This is a genomic window from Geomesophilobacter sediminis (assembly GCF_016458275.1).
Lineage (GTDB): Bacteria > Desulfobacterota > Desulfuromonadia > Geobacterales > Geobacteraceae > Geomesophilobacter > Geomesophilobacter sediminis.
Genome location: NZ_JAEMHM010000001.1, coordinates 104,986 through 127,623 on the forward strand (window position 1 = coordinate 104,986; position 22,638 = coordinate 127,623).

The window sequence follows — 22,638 nt, forward strand, 5'->3', positions numbered from 1 at the left end:
GAAAAGCGTGCTCGCCGTGATCCCGGCCCGGGGGGGGTCCAAGGGGGTCCCGCGCAAAAATATCCGCGCGGTGGCGGGCAAGCCCCTCATCGCATGGACCATCGAGGAGGCCAAGAGATCGAGGTTTATCGATCGGCTGGTTCTCTCATCGGAAGATCCCGAAATCATCGCGGTGGCTCGGGAGTGGGGGTGTGAAGTCCCCTTTGTGCGCCCCAGCGAATTGTCCAGGGACGATACCCCCGGGATCGCCCCCGTTCTTCATGCGATTGAGGCTCTGCCAGGGTACGACTACGTGGTGCTCTTGCAGCCTACCTCCCCCTTGCGGACCGCAGCGGATATCGACGCCTGCATTACGCTGTGCGTAACCGGGAAGTCGAGCACGTGCGTCTCGGTCACCGAGCCGGACAAAAGCCCTTACTGGATGTTCACCCGTGACCAAGAGGAGCGGTTGTGTCCGCTGATGGATAACGTGGAGCTAAAAGCGCGCCGGCAGGACTTGCCGACCGTTTTTGCCTTGAACGGCGCCGTGTACGTCGGCGATTGTGCCGCCCTGGTCCGCCAACGCTCCTTTATCGTCAGCGACACCGTGTCCTATGTCATGAACCGGAGGTCCAGTATCGACATCGATTCGGAGATGGACCTCCTGATATCAGAACTGTTTCTTCTCAACCCGGCTTTGGGCGCATAGGATGGCTCCCCAAGATCTGTTTTCAGGCAGGAAACCTTAATGCTTAGTGCGAAACAGCTTCTGAAGAGCCCGCTTCTCAAGTCGACCATGATTTACACCATGGGCGACAGCATCGGCAAGGCCATTCCCTTTATCTTGCTGCCGATCGTGGCTAAATATCTGTCGCCGGCAGATTTCGGAGTCTTCACCAACTTCGGGGTTGCGGTACAGATCTTCACGGCGATATGTGCGTTGAACACCTACTCGATGTTGTCGGTATCCTACTATTCGATCGACCCCGGTGGGCTACGCGATTATCTGTCGAACCTGATTTACCTGATCGTGGCCTTGGGGGCCTTCACCTGTTTGATGATCTTGCTTTTCGACGGCTTCGTCGAGCGCTATCTCGGCATTTCCGCAATGTGGCAGTACTTGGCGGTGCTCTCTTCGGTGGCTGCCAGCATCTTCATGCTGTACACCTCGCTGCTGAGGATGCAAAACCGCATCTACCTGTTTAACGCGGTTCAGATCCTGCAATCTCTGGTGACCGCCGTTTTGGCGATCGCCTTCGTGGTGGTTTTGCGCTGGAGCTGGCAGGGACGGGCCATCAGCATGGTGGCTGCGGCCGTTGTCTCCATGATGCTCAGCCTGTGGTTGATGGGGAGAAGCAGGTACCTTTTCGGTAAGGTCGATGCGGGAGAAATCAAGAGGGCTTTCCACTTTGGCTTGCCGTTGCTCCCGCACACGCTCTCCTTTTGGTTCAAATCGGGGATGGACAAGATCATCATCAGCAATTGTGTGAACATCGCAGCGAACGGTGTCTATTCGGTTGCCTTCAACCTTGGCGGGATCATCGGGGTTTTTACAGGCTCCTTCTTCAATGCCTACGCACCTCTCATGTACAAGGATCTAAGCCTTGTCGACACCCTGCCCGAGGACGAGGCGATGGTGATAAAGAAAAAGCTGGTGAAAATAACCTACCTGTTTGCAGCCCTGTTGCTCGGCATGTGTGTTGGCAGCTACTTCATCATGGTTTTCATCATCCCGCTTTTTTTCTCCGGGGATTACCTGGGAGCGATTCAGTACATGCCGCTGTTGATGACCACGCTGTATTTCCAGGGAATGTATTCCATGGTCTCGGGTTACATCTTTTACCGCAAGAAAACCAAGATCCTGGGCACCATAACCTTTCTTTCTTCGATGCTGCAAATCTGCTTGACCTACCTGTTCGTGAGGAGTTTCGGTTCGCTCGGGGCGGTGTATTCCAGCAGCCTGGTGTCTCTCATCACCTTTCTTGCCGTGTTGTTTTATGCTGACAGCCTCTACCGTCTCCCCTGGAACTTCAGGGCTAGATCCGTAGTTGCTATAGTCTGAAGGTCCTACATGAATTTTTATCGAAGGCTTTGCTTATAAATGCACTTACTCTTGTATCTCGTTCTCATCCTGTGCCTGTTGAAGGTCATCTACCCGGCTTCTCCGAGTCTGGTGCTGCTGTCCTTGTACATCCTTTCCTTGGGAGGCGGGTACCTGATCGGTTACGACCACCCTCTGGACACCTACCCTGCGATGTTCAATTTTCTCTTCGTCGCGCTGACCCTGACGGCATTCATCGCGCCTTGGAGCCGGTTCACGTACCGACTTGAGATAGACGAGCCTGATCCCCAAAAGCTAAAGTACTTCACCAACGTGCTTCTGGGGCTTAACGCGGTAATATTCTACAATTTTTCGAAGGTCATCTATTATGCCTTCACCAACGTAACCGATTATTCCGCCTATAAAAATCTCGGCGAGAGCAGCGCCTTGGTCGCGACCATGCCCATTAACGGCCAGTTGCTGATCAAGGCCATTTACCTGCACCCAACGGCGTATTTCTTGATACCCCTCCATTTCTACTACCTCAAGAAAAACAACTACCTTTACGCCGTCTTGACGATCACCCTGTCGCTGAACATAGTGCTCAACGGCCTGATGGTCTTCAGTCGGTCCGGGTTTATGACCTTTCTGGTAAGTTATGCGTTTTTCCTGCCGTTCTTCTACAGAAAACTCAGTCGGCGGGCCCGCACCACCATCAATGTCATGGCGCTTTTGGTTCTGGTCGTGTTGGGGACCTTTTTCTACGTGATTTCGGTGAACCGTTTTACCGAGGTCCTTGCCTATCAACGGGCGGTGGCTTCCCAGTCATTAATAACGAACCCGGTGGTATTCAGCCTCTTCGATTACTTTTCGCAATGGTACCGAAACGGTTTTGAGGTGATGAAGCTTTATTCGTTCGAGCCGCTAAACGGCAGGCTTTCCTTTCCCATCGTCCTTTTGTTTGCAGGGAAGCTTCACCTCATCGACTATAATCCCGACAGCATTGTTCCGCTGTTGTTTTCCTTGTGGGGGAATTACTCCAGCCTTTTTAATGGACTGATAACCAACCTTCTATTTGACTTTGGGTATTCAGGAACGCTTTTATTCATCGCTGTCTATTGGTTGATTTTGAAGAAGATTAGTCCGATAAATGGAAAATTGCCGTTTAACCATTTTCTGGTTCTAGGGGTCGCCTTCGTTCTGCCGGCCATGGGGATTTTTGGATCGGAAATGAACAGCGGCTATTACAATCTGGCAATTATCTATTCTGTCCCGACGTATCTCTACATGAAGGCCCGGCGGAGGGGACGCCGCACCCAGCAGGATTCACGGGCCGATGTGACACACAATTTGCTCACAGGGGGCACCGATGGTGCGAGATGAGGTAACGACCTATTACGATGAGAACTATTTCGCCTTTCAACGTGACATGGGCGAATTCAGCGGATGGGCGGAGACGCCGAAATTCGCCCAGTACATCCCGGCAGGCGCAACGGTGATCGACTTTGGCTGTGGCGGAGGGTTCATTCTAAAAAACCTGAACTGTGCCCGAAAAATCGGCGTAGAAATCAACGACACCGCCCGCATGGTGGCAAAGCGAGAGAATGGGCTGGAAGTGGTGAAGTTTGCCCATGAGCTGAAAGATTCGGTAGCCGATGTGATCATTTCCAACCACGCCTTGGAGCATTGCTTTTCTCCGCACGCGGAGCTCAGCACTCTTCTCGACAAACTCAAACCGGGCGGCCGTATCGTCTTCTACGTCCCATGCGAAAGCATCGATTATCGCTGGAAGCCCGACAATGTACACATGCACCTTTACACCTGGAACCCGATGACCTTGGGGAACCTCTTCATTAGTGCCGGATACGAGGTGGAAGGAGTCGATTCCTACTTTTTCAAGTGGCCACCCCGGTACCGAACCGTGGCGAAGTTTGGCCGGCGTGCTTTTGATGCCGTCTGTCATTTTTATGGTCTGCTCACGAGAAACAATTCCCAAGTTAGGGTGGTCGCCCGGAAAAAGGCGATCTAGGCTGCCATGGAAAAAATCAGAAGATTAGCCCAACTATACGTTAAAACCAGCAGCCCCCTGTATCTGGCCTGTGCCTCCTTCCTGGACTTCCTGGCCGTTGCCCTGCGCTACGGCGTGAACAGGTACCTTGTTCTGCTGAGGTTGCAACAAGGTTCGCCCGAGGCGGAGAGTGCCGTGCCGATGAGCTTCGACAATCTCCGGCACCAAATATACCTGCGCCCCGGCACCGACGACGTTAAAACGGTCATCAACAACATTGTCCGTGAGGAGTGGGGGAAATTTTCCCCGGGGGCGGAACCGAAATGGATGATCGATGCCGGTGCGTATATCGGCGACACCTCGGCGTACTTCCTTTCCAGGTTCGCGGACCTAACGGTTGTGGCCTTGGAACCGGATTCGACAACCTTTAAAATGACCTCGAAGAACCTGGCTCCCTACGGAAACCGAGTAATGCTGCGAAATTGTGGCCTCTTTTCCTACGATGGGACGGTCCGTTTCAAGAGCGGGGAAACCGCCGCAGCTATTGACGATGACGGGCAAGAGTCGATTCCCGTTACCACCATCCCGACGCTGGTTGCTTGCTACGGAATCGACCGGATTGACATCCTCAAGATCGATATCGAAGGTGCAGAAGAATCGGTTTTCGCCGAGCACCCCGAAGGGTGGCTGGCGCTGGTCGACTGGTTGATCATCGAGTTCCATAGCATTTCGGGACAGCAATTCATCTCCCGGGTGCTCCAAGAGCACGGTTTCGTTCTCAGGCAGTATCGGTCGGTCTGGTACTGTCACCGTGCCGGGGTCTGATCGATACCGTTGCCATTAAACCCGCCCTGACCGGTGGCGCTCCCCTCCGGGGGCCGGAGCGCTTGCGAGCCTATTGCTGGTTCCGGCCGTATCCGCAAGGTCGTGTTTTCCTAATGGAGGTACTCCTGAGGTTGGTGCATGCTTTTTAATTCGATCAGCTACCTGCTGTTTTTGCCGGTTGCCTATCTGCTCTTCACCGTGACAGGGGAGCGGGGGCGCTGGTGCGCCTTGCTGGCGGCAAGCCTTGCCTTCTATGCGGCGCTTAATGCGCTGCATCTGCTGGAGGTACTGGGGCTGGTTACCGTGGTGACCTACGGGGCCGGTATCTGTATCGGTCAGTCGGCTTCCCCGACGCTGAAGCGGGCCTTGCTGTGGAGTGGTATTGCCGCGAATGCCTTGATCCTCGTGGTCATGAAATACCTTCCGTTTCTTATGGAAAATCTAAGGTCGCTGGCGTCGCTGCTCGCAGTTCCGATGAGCATTCCGCCGATGACCGCGCTGGTTTCCATTGGGGTTTCTTACTACATCTTTCAGGCCATGTCCTACCTGTTTGACGTCTATCTGGAACTTGAACCCCCAGAGCGCCACCTCGGCTATTTCGCCCTCTATCTGGCCTTCTTTCCCAAGCTGTTGCAGGGCCCCATCGAAAGGGGCGGGGATCTGTTGCCACAGCTTAAGGAACGTTACGAGTTCAACTACGCAAACGTGCGCCTGGGAATACTCCTTTTCGCATGGGGGCTGTTCAAGAAAGTGGTTATCGCTGACCGCCTCGGTATGTACGTTGACACCGTGTACAACAACGTTCACGGCTTCGGGGGCCTTTCGCTGCTGCTTGCGACCTACGGCTATGCCTTCCAGATCTATGCGGACTTCTCTTCCTATACCGATATGGCGCTTGGCTCCGCCCTGCTGTTCAACATCAGGCTGACCCAGAACTTTAACCGGCCCTATATGGCTACCTCGGTGGCCGATTTCTGGCGCCGGTGGCATATCTCGTTCTCCCGCTGGATTCTTGATTACATCTTCAAGCCGCTGCAGATGCAGTGGCGCGGCTGGAGCAATTGGGGGACTGCCGCGGCATTGTTGGTCGCCTTCCTGATCTCCGGGCTTTGGCACGGTGCCAGCTGGGGTTTTTTGGTCTGGGGAGGATTGCACGGCCTGTATATGGCCTGCTCGGTCTTTTACCGTCCCTACCAAAAAAAGCTGCACCGGGCGCTTGGGCTGGAGAAGAGTTGGGTGCTTAAAACCTGGCAGATTCTTGTGACCTTCAACCTGGTCTGTTTCGCCTGGATATTTTTCCGGGCCTCCAGCCTGGAGGACGCCATCTACGTGATCAGCCATGTTGCGAGCGATGTTCCCGGGGCGACTTCCAAGTTGCTCCTCTCCCAGGGGCGGTTGGAGTTGATGGCACTGGTGGTTCTCATTGCGCTCAGTTCAATTTTTGGTTTTCAGAGAAGTCTGGCTTTTCTCCAGAGCCGCAACAAGATCTTACGACACTCGGTGTACTATCTTTTTGTGGTTTCCATCGTGCTGTTCGGAATTTCTGAGAGCACTGGGTTCATTTACACCGGATTTTGAATGAAAAGTATCTTGAGTAAAATTGCTGTGCACCTGTTTCTTCTGCTTGTTACGCTGGTTGTAATTGAACGGTATGCGAGGTATATCGATACCTTTTCCCTCAACAATTACGAACAAGCCTACGGTAAATTGTTCAAAGGTCCCAAGGTAAAGAACATAATCATCGGCTCCTCCCATGCGGCCCAGGGCATTAATCCCAAATACCTTAGTCCCGAGTTCTATAACTTCGCTCTGGACGGTGCAGGATCCACATTTTTTTTGAAGTGGTATGAAAATTTTTTCCTCAAGTACCAGGGCCCTCCTTCCATCGTAGTCTATGAGGTCGATTGGTTCATGTTTTTGCCCAAGCATCTGACTCGACGGATCGAGGATGATTCCCGATACTATCCCAATGCTGTATTGGCCGCGCTTCTGAGCCGCGGGGAAGCGGACCGGGTGAGCCTGCTCCGCAACAAGTACCTTATATTGAATAGTGGCATTTTATTCAGAAAGGTCATCAGACTGCGCAACATGGAGGCGGATCAGAATACGAGATGCAACGGGTTCGTGGCGTTTGCCCATGACGGTTCGTTGAAACCTATCGACCCTCAGGCGTTCACCGGTTTCGATGACAGCAAAGTTAGGGCCTTCAAGTCTTTGATCCGCAAGATGCAAAGCGGAAACACCCGCGTGATTCTGGTGCAGGCGCCCGAGTATGTCCCCTCCTGGGGACCGGTGGCCGCCCCCCGGCACAACAAACTGCTGGAAGAAATAGCTGCGCAATGCCGCGTTCCGTTCCTTAACTACAATGGCGGCCTGATCTCTGGAATTAATTTCGATAGGTCCATGTTCGCCGATCCCGGCCACTTGAACCGCGACGGGAGTACGCGGTATTCTAAACAGCTCAACAAGGACATGGCGGCGGTTCTGGAGAGGTATCCAACCGCCTCGGGCCAGGACGGCTCCGCCAATAATGCCGATCGTGGCATCTCAACCGATCAAAAAAGGAAACGATAGCCTCATGAAGGTACTGTTCTACAATTTTTACCCGCTGGATTCGAACGGAATGCCGGGGCTACTGGATGAGGCCTTGGAATATCTCCAGGATCCTGAGAATGCCGTCCTCTTTGTCACCTGCAGCGGCGAGACAAAGCCCTGCGATTCCAATCCGGAAGAATCCAGGATCCGCTGCTGGGAGTGCATGCTCTCTTCCCGGCTGCTTCTTTCTAAGCTGAAACACCCCAACTTCACCCACAAGACACTAGGTGAATTTCTAAGTGATGAAGCGCGGCGCCGGGTGAAGTCCACCGTGTTCCAGTACGACGCCATTGAGGACGTGAAGGAGATCGCCTACCGCGACAACAACATCGGCCTGGGGGTCGTATCTTCCTACGTCTCCATGACCAGGAACCTGAATCCTGCATTGACCACGTTGAATCGCCGCTATTTCGACCACGCTTTGCGTGCCTCAGCGTATTTGACCGAGGCGACCCTGGAGATGGTCCACCGGTTTGCCCCCGATGTTGTCTGCCTGGTAAACGGCAGGTTCGGCGGAATGCGGCCGGTCATGGAGGTAAGCCTGAGCAAGAAAGTCAGCACCTCGATTCTCGAGTTCACTTTTTCCTCGTCGCGCCGTCAGCAGAACAAGATGAAGTACCTCGATGCCATGCCGCACGACATCGACAACACCGCGCGTATCATCGAGGATGCCTGGGACAATTGGTGCAAAAGTGTCGATAAGGAGAAGGTAGCGGCGAGCTTTTATGAAAAGCGCCGGAAAGGGGAGACTGCTTCGGATCATGTGTACATAAGCGGGCAGGACCGCGAGCTCCTTCCGGCGAATTGGGATAGTTCCAAAAGGAATTTCGTGATCTTCAACTCGTCGGAAGATGAATTCTTCTGTATCGGGGACGCCTTTGATAAGTACAAGATCTTTCCGAGCCAGATAGATGGGATCCTTCACTTGGTGCAGCAAGCGTCTCAAGATCCCTCAATTCATTTCTACCTGCGGATCCACCCCAATCTGAAGAGGATAAAGTTCAAGTACCATACGGGCCTAGCTGATCTTTTCAAGGACTATCCGAACATCACTGTTATCCCGGCGGCCTCGCCGGTTTCGACCTACAAACTGATTGACGCCTGCGAAAAGGTCTTCGTATTCGGTTCAACGGCCGGAGTGGAGGCCGCTTATTGGGGCAAACCGGTGGTTTTGCTGGGAGGCGCCTATTACCTCTATCTCGACGTTGCGTATTACCCCAAGCATCTCTCAGAGGTGGATGCCCTGATCCATCAACCGCTCGAACCTAAACCGCGGCTGGGGGCCTTGAAGTACGCCCTCTACATCTTTGGAGAGCTTGGTACCCCGTATCAGTACATGAACTACAATTGTAAAGAGATCAAGATTCGATCTAAAACGTTACTGCTGCCACTTTGTTACGAATACAAGGGATCGATGCTCCCCTACCTGTCGCTGGTCATCTTTTTCCGGTTGGTCAATTTGCTGCCGCACCTGTACTTCAAAAAGGTAACCATGCAGGCTCTTTGTGCTGAAAATTAAGAAATCTCCCACTCATGATCGGTCCAGGATGAACAACAAGTACATTTTTTTACAAAATATCTTTACACCTTACCGTATATCGTTATTCGACGACCTTCACAAAAAGGGATTCGATTTCGCCGTCTATTATATGCGTGCTTCGGAAGCGGACCGCAACTGGAAGATCGAGTTGGAAAAGATACGGCACCCGTACTATCTGGACCGCGGATTCTACCGGATGGTGGGGCGCTTTCATGTTCATTTCAATCCCCGCCTGATTCTCAAGCTTCTGAGGACCAAGGAGAGCGAGATCATTCTGGGCGGAAGCTGGAACGATCTCAATGTCTTGACCTTGGTCCTGCTGAAGCGCCTAGGGCTCCTAAAGAACCGGCTGCACTTTTGGTCTGAGGCCAACTATCTGACTATCGGAGCCCGAAACGACAACCGGTACAAGGCTGCGATGAGACGGGTAGTCTTCGACTCGGCCGAGGGCGCCCTGATTATCCCGGGAAAAATGTCGGAAATCACCTTCGCAAAATGGAAAACCGCCCCCAAAACCTTCATCCGGTTTCCCAATACCATCGAAGAGGAAAAGTTCACTATTTCGGAGATGGAGCTGCTGCGCCGGGAGGAGAACGACCTCCCCGTTCTCTTGATGCCGGTCCGATTGCAGGAGCAGGTAAAGGGGATCATGAACTTTCTCGCTTCAATTTGTGACGAGAACGTAAAGAAATGCCGTATCCTGATCGCCGGCGATGGCCCGGATAAGGGAGCTATCGCGCGGTATGTCCGGGACCATGGGATCGAGGACCACGTGACCCTGCTAGGTCACTGTGACACCGAAAAGATGGTTTCGCTTTACAGAAGCGCCAATGTTTTCGTGTTGCCGTCCTTTTCCGATCCGAGCCCGCTGACACTTGTCGAAGCGCTAATCATGAAACTGCCGGTGCTGGTGTCCCGAAGATGCGGCAACCATTTTGAGGCGGTCCTAGACGGGGCAAACGGGTACCTTTTTGACCCAGCAGAACAGGACTCGGTACGAAAGGCTTTCGATGCGCTGCTATCCCGGGCCGTCCAATGGAGGAACATGGGTGAGATCAGCTCCGGGCTGTATCGAGATAATTTTTCCCGGCAGGCAGTGATCGATGGGTTCGTCCAATGCCTGACACGGTTTACGGAGGCGGCTTCGTGAGCCTACCTGGGGAATTTGGCGGTGATTCATTCATGGCCTTGGTGAGGAGGCTGCCTTGAAAGTTGCCTTCCTTACCTTTTCCATCTCCCGCGACGCAGGTGGCCTTTTGGGGAGTATGCAGCCGCTGTCCCGCCATCTCGCCCGGTCGGGAGTTGACATGAGCGTGTTGGCGCTTGAAGATCGTTTTTCGGCCGCAGATGCCCCCCAGTGGCATCCGCTTAAACCGCTCTGCTTTTCCACCTCAGGGCCGGTCACCTTCGGCTATGCTAAGGGACTCCTTCCCGGCCTGGAACAGGTGAACCCGGATCTGATCCATAACCACGGACTGTGGAAGTACACCTCCGTTGTCACCCAAAACTACTGTGGCAAAGCTAAAAAGCCATATCTGGTTTCTACCCACGGGATGCTCAATCCTCAGGCGCTGGGGATCAATAACTGGAAAAAAAAGGTTGGCGCGCTGCTCTACGAAAATCGTCACCTCAGGTCCGCCTCTTGTATTCACGCGCTGAGCTTGGCGGAGGCTAGGATGGTGAAAGCGTACGGAGTGACGGTTCCGATCTGCCAAATTCCGAATGGGATTGATTTGCCGCCCGCCGAGGCTGAGTTTTCCCCTCCCCCGTGGCTGGGGCGGGTGCCCCAGGGAAGACGGGTGCTTTTGTACCTGGGGCGCATCCATCCTATCAAGGGGATTGACAACTTGGTCGACGGTTGGTCGCTGCTCAAACGGAAAGCGGGGGGGGGGGGCTCGAACTGGACCTTGGTGATAGCCGGCTGGGGGCAGCATGGTCACGAATCCACTCTTGCCACCCGCGCCACTGAGCTTGGGCTGGGAGACGACATCCTGTTTCTCGGGCCGCAGTACGGTGACAGCAAGGCTTCCTGTTACCACTTCGCCGATGGTTTTGTCCTCCCTTCGTTGAGCGAGGCGTTTCCGATGGTGGTTTTGGAGGCTTGGGCTTACGGAAAGCCGGTGCTCATGACCCCGCAATGCAACGTCCCGGAAGGGTTCGCGGCCCGTGCCGCTTTGAGGATAGAGCCCGAACCCAGAGCTATCGCTGATGGCCTCGCCACCTTTTTTGAGATGGATGATGCTGAGCGCAGGTCGATTGGTGCCCACGGACTCGAACTGGTGCGAACTCGATTTACCTGGGGAAAAATTGCCTCCGAAATGAGGTCCGCATACGAGTGGCTTCTGGGCGGAGGTTCCCCTCCCCCCTGTATCCTCACAGATTAGTGCCGCGGCGTGTTTCCCCGGATGAGGGTTCAACCTCGGGGATCGAGCCTACTGGTCCGGGGGAAGCTGGAGGCCAACGCCGACTGTTCGGCAGCAGAACAAAGGAAGAGTCAGGGTTTTAAGGCATTCAACGGCAAGGAGTGTTGTTTTCATGGTTACCTCTCACCTCAAATTGCATACGATGGTCCGCGACAAAAGGCTTCTTTTCGGCGTGCCGACGCTGGTGATTTTTCTGTTGATTCTGGTTGATTTCTGTGTCATTTCCTGGCAGAAGGCCCTGACCCAGCAGCGGCAGCAAAATCTTTTGATCTCGGCTCCGCAAGATCCTTCGCGGCGGACCGTGAACTGGGACATGTCGGTCGGGGAGAACCTCGAGCAGTACCTCCCGTATCTCCCCGACAGCAGCATGGGGCGACTGACGATCCTGGCGGGCATGTCACAGATGTACGCCATCAACGACCAGAAGCCAGGCGACCGGATCATCGTCGAGCACCTCGATGCTGCTCTTTCGCCAAGCGGCATGCGCGCCTTTGGCCTGGCGGCGCCCAACATGCACAATGAAGAAGCGCTCCTGATGCTGCTCACCACCCTGAGCATACCCAAAGCCCACCCGAACTACTTCATTTATGGCGTCTGCTTTGACAAATTCCGTAACGTTGACCTCCGCCCCGGTCTGCAACGCCTGCTGGGCACCCGGCCTGAACTGGCGCAAATCTGGCGTGATGCGGCCCTCAGGTACCGCAACAGGTACCCCAAGGCGGCTGAGAAAATGCTTGCTTCGCTGGCCGCCGTCGAATCCACCCAGAAAAAGGGGGAGGTTACCTTTGAAGAGCGCCTGCGCAGCAAGGTGGCATCCCTGCTCCCGCTGGTGGCTGCCCGGCAGGACCTGAACGCGGTAACCATGGGGCAACTTTTCGAACTGCGCAACTGGATGTTCCATATCACGCCGCAGAGCAAACGGCCCATCCTGCAGTCTCGCTACCAGCTCAACCAGGAGTTTCTGGAAATGATCGCCGATGTTGCCAATGAGAACCATGTGCAGCCGATCTATTACGTTATTCCTTTGAATCCACTGGCCCGGAACCCGTACGTCCCTTCCCAGTATGCCGCCTTCAAGGTGTGGCTACAGCAGCTGTGCCAACAGAAGGCCATTCCATTCGCCAACCTCGAAGGGACCGTCCCCTCCAAGTACTGGGGGGAGTTCATGGGGGGGCCGGATTACAAACACTTCCGTGCCGAAGGCCATGCGATCACCGCCCAGGCGATCCTCAGGGAGTTCGGTCCGCTGTTGGGAAACGGGGGGAGGGCACAGTGATCTTCACCAGCTACACCTATTTGCTTTTCCTGTCCATGGTCTTTCTGCTCTACTGGAGCATGCCACCCCGCTGGCGCAACGTGCTCTTGATCGCCGCCAGCTACTTCTTTTACAGTACCTGGGACTGGCGCTTCGGGTTCCTGCTTCTTGGGATCAGCGTTTTCAACTGGGCCTATGGCCGTTTCCTGGCCACCCGGCAGGAGGCGAACACACCTCTTGTGCTGGGGGTCCTGGTCAACCTAGTACCGTTGCTGTATTTCAAGTACACGGGATTTTTCCTTACCAACCTCGCCGCACTGGTTACCGCTGCCGGGGGAGGGTGGCACCTGGACATCCCGAAAATCATCCTCCCCCTGGGGATCTCCTTCTTTACCTTTCAAGGGGTTGCCTACCTGGTTGACGTCTGGGTCGGCGAGGAGCCGTTTCAACGGCTGCGCGACTTCCTTCTCTTCAAGGCCTTTTGGCCGCAGCTCATCGCTGGCCCGATCATCCGGCCCCACGAGATCGCGGACCAGATCCTGGCAACGCGCCACGTGACCCAGGCTGACCTTGCTTTCGGCTGCCAGCGGATCCTGTTTGGGTTCTTCAAGAAAGTGGTGATTGCCGACGCGCTCTCCACCTACATCGATGCAGTCTTTCTACGCGGCGCCACACCCAACGGCGTGGACGCGATTTTCGCCACCTTCGGGTTCGGGCTGCAGATCTACTTCGACTTCAGCGCCTATTCCGACATCGCCATCGGATCGGCCCGACTGTTCGGGTTCACCTTCCCTGAGAACTTTAACTGGCCGTATGCCGCGCCTTCGCCGCAGGAGTTCTGGACCCGCTGGCACATGACCTTGTCCCGTTGGATTCGGGACTACGTGTTTACACCGATCAGTTTTTCCACCCGTAACTATCCTCGGTTGGCCCTGCTCTGGTTGCTGGTGGCCATGGCGATTTGCGGGCTCTGGCATGGTGCCCAATGGACTTTCGTGGCCTGGGGATGCTGGCACGGATCCCTGCTGGTGCTGAATCAGACCGCCCTGAAAGGCATCTTCACCCTGAACCGGAAGAAGCTCTCCAAAGGCGCCTATTTCATCAGGTACCTGATCGGGTGGGGAGTGACGTACCTAATGGTCAATCTCGCCTGGGTCCTGTTCCGGGCCCAGGACATGACGTCAGCCCTTTCCATGTACCGGGCCATCTTCACTCTGAAAGGGGGCCTGCATCCGGCGGTCATGCGGGAGAACACGATGGTGTTCATCGGCGTGGTGGCCCTGGCCCTTCTGGCACTCCAAGTGGCCCGGCCCTGGCTGGAAGTAAATCTCGGCCAGCAGCGCCCCCATCCGCTGCACATTTCCGGCCGGGCGCTCGTTTATACCGCAATGATCGTCGCGGTCATCGTCTTTGACACAAGTTCGAAGGCATTCGTGTATTTTCAGTTCTAGCAGTCGTTCCGACTCGAGGGCCTGGAGGTGCCGAACCCTCATCTGCTTGGGATTGCGACCGGAGACGACGTGTCTGCTCAACCAGCAGTTCATCCAAAAAATTCTTTTTTTAACTTTTTGATCGGGAGGTTACTACTCATGGCACGCATCCTCGGCATTAATGCCTATCACGGAGATTCCTCGGCCTGTCTGGTCGTCGACGGCAAACTGGTTGCTGCAGCGGAGGAGGAACGCTTCCGCCGGATCAAGCACTGGGCCGGCTTTCCCTCCGAGGCGATCAAGTACTGCCTCGCCGAGGCCGGGATCGGGATCGCCGAGGTGGACCACGTCGCGCTCAACCGCAACCCGAGCGCGAACCTGCTGAAAAAGGCGCTGTTCGCCTTCTCCAAACGCCCGAGCCTCGCAGCGATCAAGGACCGCCTTTCCAACGCCGGCAAGATCAAGGACGTGAAAACCGCCCTGGCCGAGGCGCTCGGCGTCTCCGCCGACAAGGTCCGCGCCGAGATCCATAACGTCGAGCACCACTTAGCCCACCTGGGGAGCTCCTTTTTCGTCTCTCCCTTCGACGAGGCGGCGGTGGTCTCGGTGGACGGCTTCGGCGACTTCGTGAGCACCATGTGGGGGACCGGGAAAGGGGGGCGGATCAGCGTCCGCGACCAGGTGAATTTCCCCCACTCCCTGGGGCTTTTCTACTTGGCCATGACCCAGTATCTCGGCTTTCCCCACTACGGCGACGAATACAAGGTGATGGGGCTTGCGCCCTACGGGAAACCGACCGAGATGGACAAGATGCGCCAGATCGTGAAGCTTCTCCCGAAGGGACGCTTCGAGCTCGATCTTGACTACTTCCTGCACCACTCGGAAGGAGTCTCCATGGTTTGGGACGACGGCGAGCCCAAGATCGGGACCGTCTTCTCCCAAAAGCTCGTGGAACTGCTCGGGCCGGCACGCGGCAAGGACGAACCCCTCACCGACTACCACAAAAACCTTGCCGCCTCGCTGCAGGAGATGTACGAGGAGGCCTTCTTCCACCTCCTCGACGAGGTGCACCGGGAGACCGGGAGCAATAACCTCTGCCTGGCCGGCGGCTGCGCCATGAACTCGGTCGCCAACGGGAAGGTCTTCGAAAAGAGCGCCTTTCGCGAACTCTACATCCAGTCCGCCGCCGGCGACGGGGGCGGGGCCATCGGGGCCGCCTTCTGCGTCTGGAACCAGGAGCTCGGTCAGCCGCGCGGCTTCGTCATGGACCACGCCTACCTGGGGTGCGGCTTTTCCCGTGATGACATCAAGGCCCGCCTGGACGGCAAGCAGGCGGAACTTGCCGCGGAGGGGTGCCGCGTCGAGCTGATCGAGGACGAAGCCGAGCTTTGCCGGCGCACCGCCGAGCGGGTCGCCGAGGGGAAGGTGATCGGCTGGTTCCAGGGCCGGATGGAGTGGGGTCCGCGCGCCCTGGGGAACCGCTCCATCGTCTGCGACCCGCGCCGTGCCGACATGAAGGACATCCTGAACCTCAAGATCAAGCGCCGGGAGTCCTTCCGCCCCTTCGCCCCCTCCATCATGCGCGAGGCGGTCGGAGAGTGGTTCGAGACCGACTACGACGTCCCCTTCATGCTGCAGGTCTACCAGATCCGCCCCGAGAAGCGCTCCCTCATCCCGGCGGTCACCCACGTGAACGGCTCCGGGCGCCTGCAGAGCGTGACCGAGGCGCAAAACCCCCGCTACTACCGGCTGATCAAGGCGTTTCAGGCTAAGACCGGCGTCCCGACCGTGCTCAACACCTCGTTCAACGAGAACGAGCCGGTGGTTTGCACTCCGAAGGAGGCCCTGGACTGCTTCTTGCGGACCAAGATGGACGTCCTGGTCTTGGGGGACTTTTTCGTCGAGCGCAAGGGGTAGGCTTTCCACGTGCGATTCTCCATCATCACGGCTACCTTCAACTCCGCGGCCACCGTCGCTGATTGCCTGCAAAGTGTGGCCGGCCAGACCGTCCCCGCCGAGCACATCGTCATCGACGGCGCTTCACGCGACGCCACCGTCGCGCTGGTGCGCCAGTTGGCCCCTGCCGCGCGGATCCTCTCCGAGCCGGACGAGGGGATCTACGACGCCATGAACAAGGGGATCGCCCTGGCGACCGGCGACATCGTGGGGATCCTCAATTCGGACGATTTCTACCCGGATGGCCAGGTGCTGGAGAAGGTGCGAGCGCTCTTCGAGGATCCAGGCGTGGACGCGGTCTTCGCCGATCTCGTCTTCGTGCGTCCGGAGGACCTGGAGCGGGTGGTCCGCTACTGCTCCGGGGCCCGCTTCACCCCCGATCAGTTCGCCTGGGGATGGATGCCGCCGCACCCGACCTTCTTCGTCCGCCGGAGGCTCTACGAAAAGTACGGGAGCTTCCGGACCGACTACCGGATCGCCGCGGATTTCGAGCTGACCGCGCGCTTTCTCTACCGGCACCGGGCCCGCTACGCCTACCTCCCCGAGGTGATCGTCAAGATGCGCACCGGAGGGGTGAGCACGCGCAACCTCAAGAGCAACCTCATCCTCAACCGGGAGATTCTCCGGGCCTGTGCGGAAAACGGCATCCGGACCAACATCCTCAAGGTGTACGCCAAGTACTTCCGCAAGGTGGGACAACTTATCGCGAGGCCGGCATGAACCTCTTCGTCACCGGCGCGACCGGTTTCGTCGGAAACGCGCTTTTGGCCCGGTTCTCCCGGGAGCCGGTAACCGTTACCGCCGCCGTCCTGGAAGGGGAGGATGCCTCACACCTCCCGGAGGCCGTGCGCCGGGCGGTGGTCCCCCCGCTGAGGCCGGACTGCGACTACGCCGGGGCGCTGGCCGGGGCGGAGGTGGTGATCCACCTGGCGGCGCGGGTCCACATCATGCGGGACACCGCCGCCGATCCTTTGGAGGAGTTCCGCAAGGTGAACCTCCATGGTACCGAGCGCCTGGCCCGCCAGGCGGCCGCCGCCGGGGTGCGCCGCTTCGTCTACGTGAGCACGGTCAAGGTGCTCGGGGAGGAAAGTCCGACCCCGTACCGCGCGGAGGATCCGTATCGGCCGCTCGACCCTTACGGGGTGAGCAAGGCGGAGTCCGAGGTGGCGCTCAAACGGGTGGCCGAGGAGACCGGCTTAGAAGTGGTGATCCTGCGTCCCCCTCTGGTGTACGGTCCCGGAGTGAAGGCGAACTTTTTGGCCCTCATGAAGGCTGTGCAGCGGGGTGTTCCGTTGCCGCTGGCAAGCCTCTCCAACCGGCGCAGCCTGGTGTACGTCGGCAATCTGGCCGATGCCCTGGCGGCGTGCGCTCTGCATCCCGCTGCGGCGGGGGAGACGTTTTTGGTCAGCGATGGCGAGGCCGTCTCGACCGCTGATTTGGTGCGCCGGATGGCCGCGGCTTTGGACCGAAGAGCGCATCTGCTTCCGGTACCGGAAGCTCTGTTGCGGCAGGTCGGACGACTCCTGGGGCGGTCCGCGGCGGTTGACCGGGTGGCCGGCTCGCTTCAGATCGATAGCAGCAAGATCACCCGCATCCTCGGCTGGCAACCACCCTTCACCTTGCAACAGGGACTGGCGGCGACGGCAGAATGGCTGAAAAAGCAGTTTTGAGTTTTGGGTTTTGGGTTCTGGGTTCTGAGTTTTTCTGCCGGAGGAACGGTGCGTATGCAGAAGAGTCTGGTGAAAGAAAAGAGCTACGCCTTCGCCCTGAACGTGATCGAATTCTGCAGACTGTTGACTGAGCAGAGAGAATTTGTCTTGTCCAAACAGCTGCTGCGTGCTGGGACGAGTATCGGCGCAAATATAGAAGAAGCTCTGGCAGGGCAGAGCCGGGCAGATTTTATTGCAAAAATGTCAATTGCTTCTAAAGAGGCACGGGAATCGAATTACTGGTTGCGTTTGTTTCGCGACAGCAAACTATCCACACTAAGACAGCTGCAGCCTCTTCTTAACGAGTCGGACGCACTGATCAACATGCTGACGGCAATCGTAAAGACTGCTACCACAAAGCAAGTGACAAAAGTATCCGGTAACGAGAAAACAACTCAAAACGCAAAACCCAAAACTCAAAACAAATGAAGCGAACTTTCGACATAGCCCTTTCCCTGTTTTTGCTTTCCATCTGTGCTGTTCCCATGCTTGTTGTGGCGGTCGCGGTGCAGCTGACCTCCAGGGGGCCGGCGCTGTACTGGTCGGACCGGGTCGGGCGGGACAACCGTATCTTCCGGATGCCCAAGTTCCGGACCATGCGGATCGACACCCCGGCGGTGGCAACCCACCTTCTGAACGATCCGTCGCGGTTTCTCACCCCGATCGGCGGTTTCCTCCGGAAGTCGAGCCTGGACGAGCTCCCCCAGCTTTTGAGCATCCTGTGCGGGGACATGAGCTTCGTCGGTCCCCGTCCCGCCCTTTTCAACCAGGACGACCTGATCGCGCTGCGCACCGAGAAGGGGGTGCACCGGATTACTCCCGGCCTTACTGGCTGGGCCCAGATCAATGGACGCGACGAGCTACCCATTCCGGTGAAGGTCGACTTCGACGCTTATTACCTGCAGCACCGCTCGTTGTTGCTGGACCTCCGGATCATGTTCCTAACCTTCGTCAAGGTGCTGCGCAGCGAAGGGGTGAAGCATTAACAGCCTGATCAGTGTAAGGTGTTTTGGGTATTACTTCTGTTAAAGTTGATCTAATGCATTGCTTTTTATGGTTTAGATGCTATATTAGCCCCCTGTCACACTCGGCTTTGAATTACAGCAGTTCTTCGTTTTGCTTTTGAGGGGGGTGTATGTTTCCTGCAAAAAGGATCTTCGTCTTTTTTCTCGACGTTGCCTTGATTGCTTCCGCGTTTTGCCTCTCCTTCCTGCTTCGTTTCGACTTCCAGATCCCCGATTACGAGATCACCGCCCTCAGTCAGGGGCTCATCGTGGTGCTGCTGGCCAAACCGGTGCTCTTCGCCGCCTCGGGAATGTACCGGAACATCTGGCGCTACGCCTCGCTCCAGGACGCCTACGAGATCTTGAAGGTCGTCACCTTTTCCTCCCTGGTCGCCGCATTCCTCCTGGTGTTCTCCAGGGGCCCCTTCATCCTGCCGCGCTCAATCTACGTACTGGACTGGTTCCTCCTTTTTGCCTTAGTGGCTGCCAGCCGCCTGGTCTGGAGGGTCTACCGGGAAATGCGCTTCATCCCGTCTTTGCGCAAAGGGAAGCGCACCCTCATCGTCGGCGCCGGGGAGGGGGGGAACCTGCTCTTGAAGGAGATTCGCAAGCAGTCCAATTCCCCCTTCAACGTGGTCGGCTTCGTCGACGACGACAAGAGAAAACACGGCCTGCGCCTGTCCGGGGTCCGGGTGCTCGGTGCCACCAATCGCTTAAGGGCGCTGGTGCGCAAGCATCGCGTGGAAGAGGTGATCTTCGCCATCCCCTCCGGAGACGGTCGCCTTTTGCGCCAGGTAATCGCCAGCTGCGACCGGACCAAGGCCCACTTCAAGACCCTTCCCGCCATCACCGACATCGTCAACGGGAAGCTTTCCATAGCCCAGATCAAGGACGTGGAGATCGAGGACCTGCTCGGGCGTGAGCCGGTCGTTTTGGACCAGACGGCGATCCGCAACTACCTCACCGACAAGAAGGTTCTGGTTACCGGCGCAGCCGGGAGCATCGGCAGCGAGATCTGTCGTCAGGTCGCCCTGTTTAACCCCACCAAGATCGTTCTTTTGGACAACGCGGAGACTCCCCTTTTCTACATCGAGAAGGAGCTTGCCGCCTCGTTCCCGGAGGTGCGGATCATCCCGATGGTCGCGGACGTGAAGAACCAGGAGCGCGTCGAGACCATCTTCGACGAGTTCAACCCTGACGTCGTCTTCCATGCCGCCGCCTACAAGCACGTTGCGATGATGGAATACAACCCGTCGGAGGCGATCCTCAACAATGTCATGGGCTCCAAGATCGTTGCCGATGCCGCCGATCGCTTCAAGGTGCGCAACTTCGTCATGGTCTCCACCGATAAGGCGGTAAACCCCACCAACATCATGGGGGCCAGCAAGCGCTGCGCCGAGATGTACGTGCAGGCTCTGGCCGCCAAGAGCAAGACCAAGTTCACCACCGTCCGTTTCGGAAACGTCCTCGGGAGCAACGGCAGCGTCATCCCGCTTTTCAAGGAGCAGATCCGAAACGGCGGGCCGGTCACGGTCACCCACCAGGATGTTGTCCGCTACTTCATGACCATCCCCGAGGCGTCCCAATTGGTGCTGCAGGCGGGCTGCATCGGCAAGGGGGGGGACATCTTCGTCTTGGACATGGGTGAACCGGTCCGGATCCTTTCCCTTGCGGAGGAACTGATCCGTCTCTCCGGCTTCGTCCCCTACAAGGAAATCGATATTGTCTTCACCGGGCTCAAGCCGGGGGAGAAGCTGTTCGAGGAACTTCTCATCGAGGGGGAGGGGATCAAGCCGACCACCCACAAGAAGATCCGGGTCATGGCGCCGGTGGAAAGCGACCTGGCCCAGATCTCTGCCGAGTTGGAGGAGCTCTTCACATTGGCGCGGGCCGAGGATATCGCTGCCCTGATGAAGCTGCTGCGGAGCACCGTGCCCGAATTCGTCCCGCGCTACAACTTCGACGTGGCCCCGCCGCTTTCCTTCCAGAGGGTTCGGCCCGACTTGTTCCCGCCCCAAAAGCTTGCCTTCATCCGGAACCTCCGCATCGCCGGTCAGGGCGACGGGTAGTCCCGACGAGCCTTGCCAGGCAAGCGGGATGAAAGGGATGGAGGCTATATTGCCTTATTCCCTGAGTCTCCTGAAACCGTCGTTTCGTGGTATCGCCTTTATCCCCAGCATCCCTGTTCTTTTTGATTGGATTCTTTGATGCGTCTTTTCCGACTGCTGTTCGCGCTTCTTGTCGCAGGACTCGCCTTTCCCGGCTTGGCTTCCGCCCTTTCCTCAACCAACATCCCTCTGGATAGCCCTATTTACCTCTACCTGGAGAAGCTCTCCGGGTTCGGCCTGATCCGCAGCGACTTCAAGGGGATCCGTCCCTTTTCCAAGGCCGAAGCGGCGCGACTGGTCGACGAGGCCCAGGAGCGGATGTCGCACGGTGATTATCCTCCCTTTGCCGCCGATCTGGTGGCCCGGCTCAAGGAACTTCTGCCGCGGGAAGAAAAGCTGCGCCGGGAGCCGGGTAGCGCCCCTTCCTTCGAAATCACCCCGGTTGCCAACGCGCGGGTCCGTTACGTCTACGTCGATGGCGTCCCCCGTAACTACACGCGCCCGGTCAACGACCCCGGCAACGATGGGGTCTTCGGCATCGGGTCCGGTCTGCGCCCCCCCAACCCCTACCCGACTCCGGTCCAGCAGCGGGGGACCGAGGGGACGCCGCTTTTCGAGAACAACCAGGGGGTGGTCTACGATCGGGGCAACAACCTCGACCTGCGCGGCACCGCCGAGGCGTACGTCGGCACCGCCGCATCGCTGCTGGTGGAGCCGCTGCTCCTCTGGTCAGAGCGCTCCGACGCGTCGCTCCGGATCAACAAGGGCTATCTCAAGCTGGGAGGAGGGGGGCTGGAACTCGAGGTTGGGCGCGATGAGAACTGGCTCGGCTTGGGGTACCGCGGCAACGTCACCCTCACCAACAACGCCAAGAACTTCGACCTCGTCAAGCTCTCCAGTCCGGAGCCGGTGCGCACCAAGTACCTTTGGGACCTCAAATACGACTTCATCTTCTCGCAATTTGAAAAGACGACGACTTTAGTTGGCGGCGTCCCTGTGGAGCGCCAGCCGCTGTTCATGGCGGGAAAGCTCTCGATGAAGCCGACCGAAAACTTCGAATTCGGTATCAACCTGGGGCGCCAGGTAGGGGGCCCCGGGATCAACAACAGCACGCTGGAGACGCTCCGGGGCCTGATCGGCGGATTCAACAACGACAACTCCAACTCGCTGGCCGGCTTCGAACTCCGCTTCCGTTTCCCGTGGTTGAGAGACAGCGAACTTTATGGCGAATATTCCGGCGAAGATGCCGCCGCTTTCTGGCCTATCGTGGAAAGCTACGTGGCCGGAATCTTCGTGCCGCGGCTCACCGAAAACGGCCGCGACGATCTTCGCTTCGAGTATTTCCTGGGCAACCAGATCCTCTACACGCATGGGATCTACCAGGAGGGGTACCTGCGCCACGGCATGCCCATCGGCGACTCCCAGGGGGGCGCCACCCAGGACTTCTTCCTCCGCTACAGCCACTGGTTCTCGGTCCGCAACAACCTCGCCCTGGAGGGGATCCGCACCTCCCGCGGCGATATCGGTAAGCTGCCGCAAAACGCCCAGGGGATCTACGACCCGAACGGAACGCCGCAGGCGATCGAACGGGTCGTCGCGGTGCGTGCCTTCTGGAGCTTTCCGGTCCACGGCGAGTGGAATGCGCTCCTCGGCTACGGACGGGAGTGGATCGACAATTTCGATCTCAAGCCCGGCGAGCACCGGGACAACCAGATCGTCCGCGCTGAGCTTACCTACCGGTATTGAACCGGTTCAACGTTCAAGG

At 57.3% G+C, this 22,638-nt stretch carries 19 protein-coding genes; all 19 read left to right on the plus strand.

What is annotated here, in order from left to right:
* Positions 1-7 precede the first annotated feature (7 nt).
* The 19 genes from JFN93_RS00445 to JFN93_RS00535 all read left to right on the plus strand — a co-directional run bounded on the left by JFN93_RS00445 (position 8) and on the right by JFN93_RS00535 (position 22,619).
* Complete coding sequence (locus tag JFN93_RS00445; protein ID WP_328753176.1) at positions 8-688, plus strand: acylneuraminate cytidylyltransferase family protein; 681 nt, start codon at positions 8-10, stop codon at positions 686-688.
* A 39-nt stretch (positions 689-727) separates the two neighbouring features.
* The gene (locus JFN93_RS00450; RefSeq protein ID WP_199382010.1) at positions 728-2,041 is read left to right on the plus strand and encodes a lipopolysaccharide biosynthesis protein; all 1,314 of its coding nucleotides are present in this window, start codon (positions 728-730) and stop codon (positions 2,039-2,041) included.
* Between the two features lie 39 nt (positions 2,042-2,080).
* Positions 2,081-3,403 (plus strand): oligosaccharide repeat unit polymerase, encoded by a 1,323-nt coding sequence (locus JFN93_RS00455; protein WP_199382011.1) that lies wholly within the window; start codon positions 2,081-2,083, stop codon positions 3,401-3,403.
* Positions 3,390-4,049: a class I SAM-dependent methyltransferase gene (locus JFN93_RS00460; RefSeq protein WP_199382012.1), complete on the plus strand. Its 660-nt coding sequence runs from the start codon at positions 3,390-3,392 to the stop codon at positions 4,047-4,049. The genes JFN93_RS00455 and JFN93_RS00460 overlap by 14 nt, the downstream gene beginning before the upstream one ends.
* Positions 4,050-4,055: 6 nt before the next feature.
* Entirely contained in the window at positions 4,056-4,853 is a 798-nt protein-coding gene (locus JFN93_RS00465; protein WP_199382013.1) for an FkbM family methyltransferase, read from the plus strand.
* Positions 4,854-4,991: 138 nt separating this feature from the next.
* Entirely contained in the window at positions 4,992-6,431 is a 1,440-nt protein-coding gene (locus JFN93_RS00470; RefSeq protein ID WP_199382014.1) for an MBOAT family O-acyltransferase, read from the plus strand.
* Positions 6,432-7,427, plus strand: coding sequence for an SGNH/GDSL hydrolase family protein (locus JFN93_RS00475; protein ID WP_199382015.1), 996 nt, complete (start codon positions 6,432-6,434; stop codon positions 7,425-7,427).
* A gap of 4 nt (positions 7,428-7,431) precedes the next feature.
* Complete coding sequence (locus JFN93_RS00480; RefSeq protein ID WP_199382016.1) at positions 7,432-8,967, plus strand: capsular polysaccharide export protein, LipB/KpsS family; 1,536 nt, start codon at positions 7,432-7,434, stop codon at positions 8,965-8,967.
* A 28-nt stretch (positions 8,968-8,995) separates the two neighbouring features.
* The gene (locus tag JFN93_RS00485) at positions 8,996-10,138 is read left to right on the plus strand and encodes a glycosyltransferase family 4 protein (RefSeq protein ID WP_199382017.1); all 1,143 of its coding nucleotides are present in this window, start codon (positions 8,996-8,998) and stop codon (positions 10,136-10,138) included.
* 55 nt (positions 10,139-10,193) lie between these two features.
* The gene (locus tag JFN93_RS00490; RefSeq protein ID WP_199382018.1) at positions 10,194-11,372 is read left to right on the plus strand and encodes a glycosyltransferase; all 1,179 of its coding nucleotides are present in this window, start codon (positions 10,194-10,196) and stop codon (positions 11,370-11,372) included.
* Between the two features lie 151 nt (positions 11,373-11,523).
* On the plus strand, positions 11,524-12,687 hold the full coding sequence (locus JFN93_RS00495) for a hypothetical protein (protein WP_199382019.1): 1,164 nt from the start codon (positions 11,524-11,526) through the stop codon (positions 12,685-12,687).
* The gene (locus JFN93_RS00500) at positions 12,684-14,117 is read left to right on the plus strand and encodes an MBOAT family O-acyltransferase (protein WP_199382020.1); all 1,434 of its coding nucleotides are present in this window, start codon (positions 12,684-12,686) and stop codon (positions 14,115-14,117) included. Before JFN93_RS00495 ends, JFN93_RS00500 begins: the two co-directional genes overlap by 4 nt.
* 138 nt (positions 14,118-14,255) lie before the next feature.
* Positions 14,256-16,013 carry a carbamoyltransferase family protein gene (locus tag JFN93_RS00505; protein WP_199382021.1) on the plus strand — a complete coding sequence of 586 codons (1,758 nt, stop codon included), beginning with the start codon at positions 14,256-14,258 and terminating at the stop codon, positions 16,011-16,013.
* 9 nt (positions 16,014-16,022) lie between these two features.
* Positions 16,023-16,772, plus strand: coding sequence for a glycosyltransferase family 2 protein (locus JFN93_RS00510; protein WP_199382022.1), 750 nt, complete (start codon positions 16,023-16,025; stop codon positions 16,770-16,772).
* Entirely contained in the window at positions 16,769-17,722 is a 954-nt protein-coding gene (locus JFN93_RS00515; protein WP_199382023.1) for an NAD-dependent epimerase/dehydratase family protein, read from the plus strand. The genes JFN93_RS00510 and JFN93_RS00515 overlap by 4 nt, the downstream gene beginning before the upstream one ends.
* A 54-nt stretch (positions 17,723-17,776) precedes the next feature.
* Complete coding sequence (locus JFN93_RS00520) at positions 17,777-18,190, plus strand: four helix bundle protein (RefSeq protein ID WP_199382024.1); 414 nt, start codon at positions 17,777-17,779, stop codon at positions 18,188-18,190.
* Positions 18,187-18,747 carry a sugar transferase gene (locus tag JFN93_RS00525; RefSeq protein ID WP_199382025.1) on the plus strand — a complete coding sequence of 187 codons (561 nt, stop codon included), beginning with the start codon at positions 18,187-18,189 and terminating at the stop codon, positions 18,745-18,747. The genes JFN93_RS00520 and JFN93_RS00525 overlap by 4 nt, the downstream gene beginning before the upstream one ends.
* Before the next feature lie 149 nt (positions 18,748-18,896).
* The gene (locus JFN93_RS00530) at positions 18,897-20,834 is read left to right on the plus strand and encodes a polysaccharide biosynthesis protein (RefSeq protein WP_199382026.1); all 1,938 of its coding nucleotides are present in this window, start codon (positions 18,897-18,899) and stop codon (positions 20,832-20,834) included.
* Between the two features lie 138 nt (positions 20,835-20,972).
* A complete protein-coding gene (locus JFN93_RS00535) occupies positions 20,973-22,619 on the plus strand; it encodes a capsule assembly Wzi family protein (RefSeq protein WP_199382027.1) in 1,647 nt (548 codons plus the stop codon).
* Positions 22,620-22,638: the final 19 nt, after the last annotated feature.

Coding starts and splice junctions, on each gene's coding strand:
- JFN93_RS00450 (WP_199382010.1), top strand. CDS start 728: ATGCTTAGTGCGAAACAGCTTCTGAAGAGCCCGCTTCTCAAGTCGACC.
- JFN93_RS00455 (WP_199382011.1), top strand. CDS start 2,081: ATGCACTTACTCTTGTATCTCGTTCTCATCCTGTGCCTGTTGAAGGTC.
- JFN93_RS00460 (WP_199382012.1), top strand. CDS start 3,390: ATGGTGCGAGATGAGGTAACGACCTATTACGATGAGAACTATTTCGCC.
- JFN93_RS00465 (WP_199382013.1), top strand. CDS start 4,056: ATGGAAAAAATCAGAAGATTAGCCCAACTATACGTTAAAACCAGCAGC.
- JFN93_RS00470 (WP_199382014.1), top strand. CDS start 4,992: ATGCTTTTTAATTCGATCAGCTACCTGCTGTTTTTGCCGGTTGCCTAT.
- JFN93_RS00475 (WP_199382015.1), top strand. CDS start 6,432: ATGAAAAGTATCTTGAGTAAAATTGCTGTGCACCTGTTTCTTCTGCTT.
- JFN93_RS00480 (WP_199382016.1), top strand. CDS start 7,432: ATGAAGGTACTGTTCTACAATTTTTACCCGCTGGATTCGAACGGAATG.
- JFN93_RS00485 (WP_199382017.1), top strand. CDS start 8,996: ATGAACAACAAGTACATTTTTTTACAAAATATCTTTACACCTTACCGT.
- JFN93_RS00495 (WP_199382019.1), top strand. CDS start 11,524: ATGGTTACCTCTCACCTCAAATTGCATACGATGGTCCGCGACAAAAGG.
- JFN93_RS00505 (WP_199382021.1), top strand. CDS start 14,256: ATGGCACGCATCCTCGGCATTAATGCCTATCACGGAGATTCCTCGGCC.
- JFN93_RS00515 (WP_199382023.1), top strand. CDS start 16,769: ATGAACCTCTTCGTCACCGGCGCGACCGGTTTCGTCGGAAACGCGCTT.
- JFN93_RS00520 (WP_199382024.1), top strand. CDS start 17,777: ATGCAGAAGAGTCTGGTGAAAGAAAAGAGCTACGCCTTCGCCCTGAAC.
- JFN93_RS00525 (WP_199382025.1), top strand. CDS start 18,187: ATGAAGCGAACTTTCGACATAGCCCTTTCCCTGTTTTTGCTTTCCATC.
- JFN93_RS00530 (WP_199382026.1), top strand. CDS start 18,897: ATGTTTCCTGCAAAAAGGATCTTCGTCTTTTTTCTCGACGTTGCCTTG.
- JFN93_RS00535 (WP_199382027.1), top strand. CDS start 20,973: ATGCGTCTTTTCCGACTGCTGTTCGCGCTTCTTGTCGCAGGACTCGCC.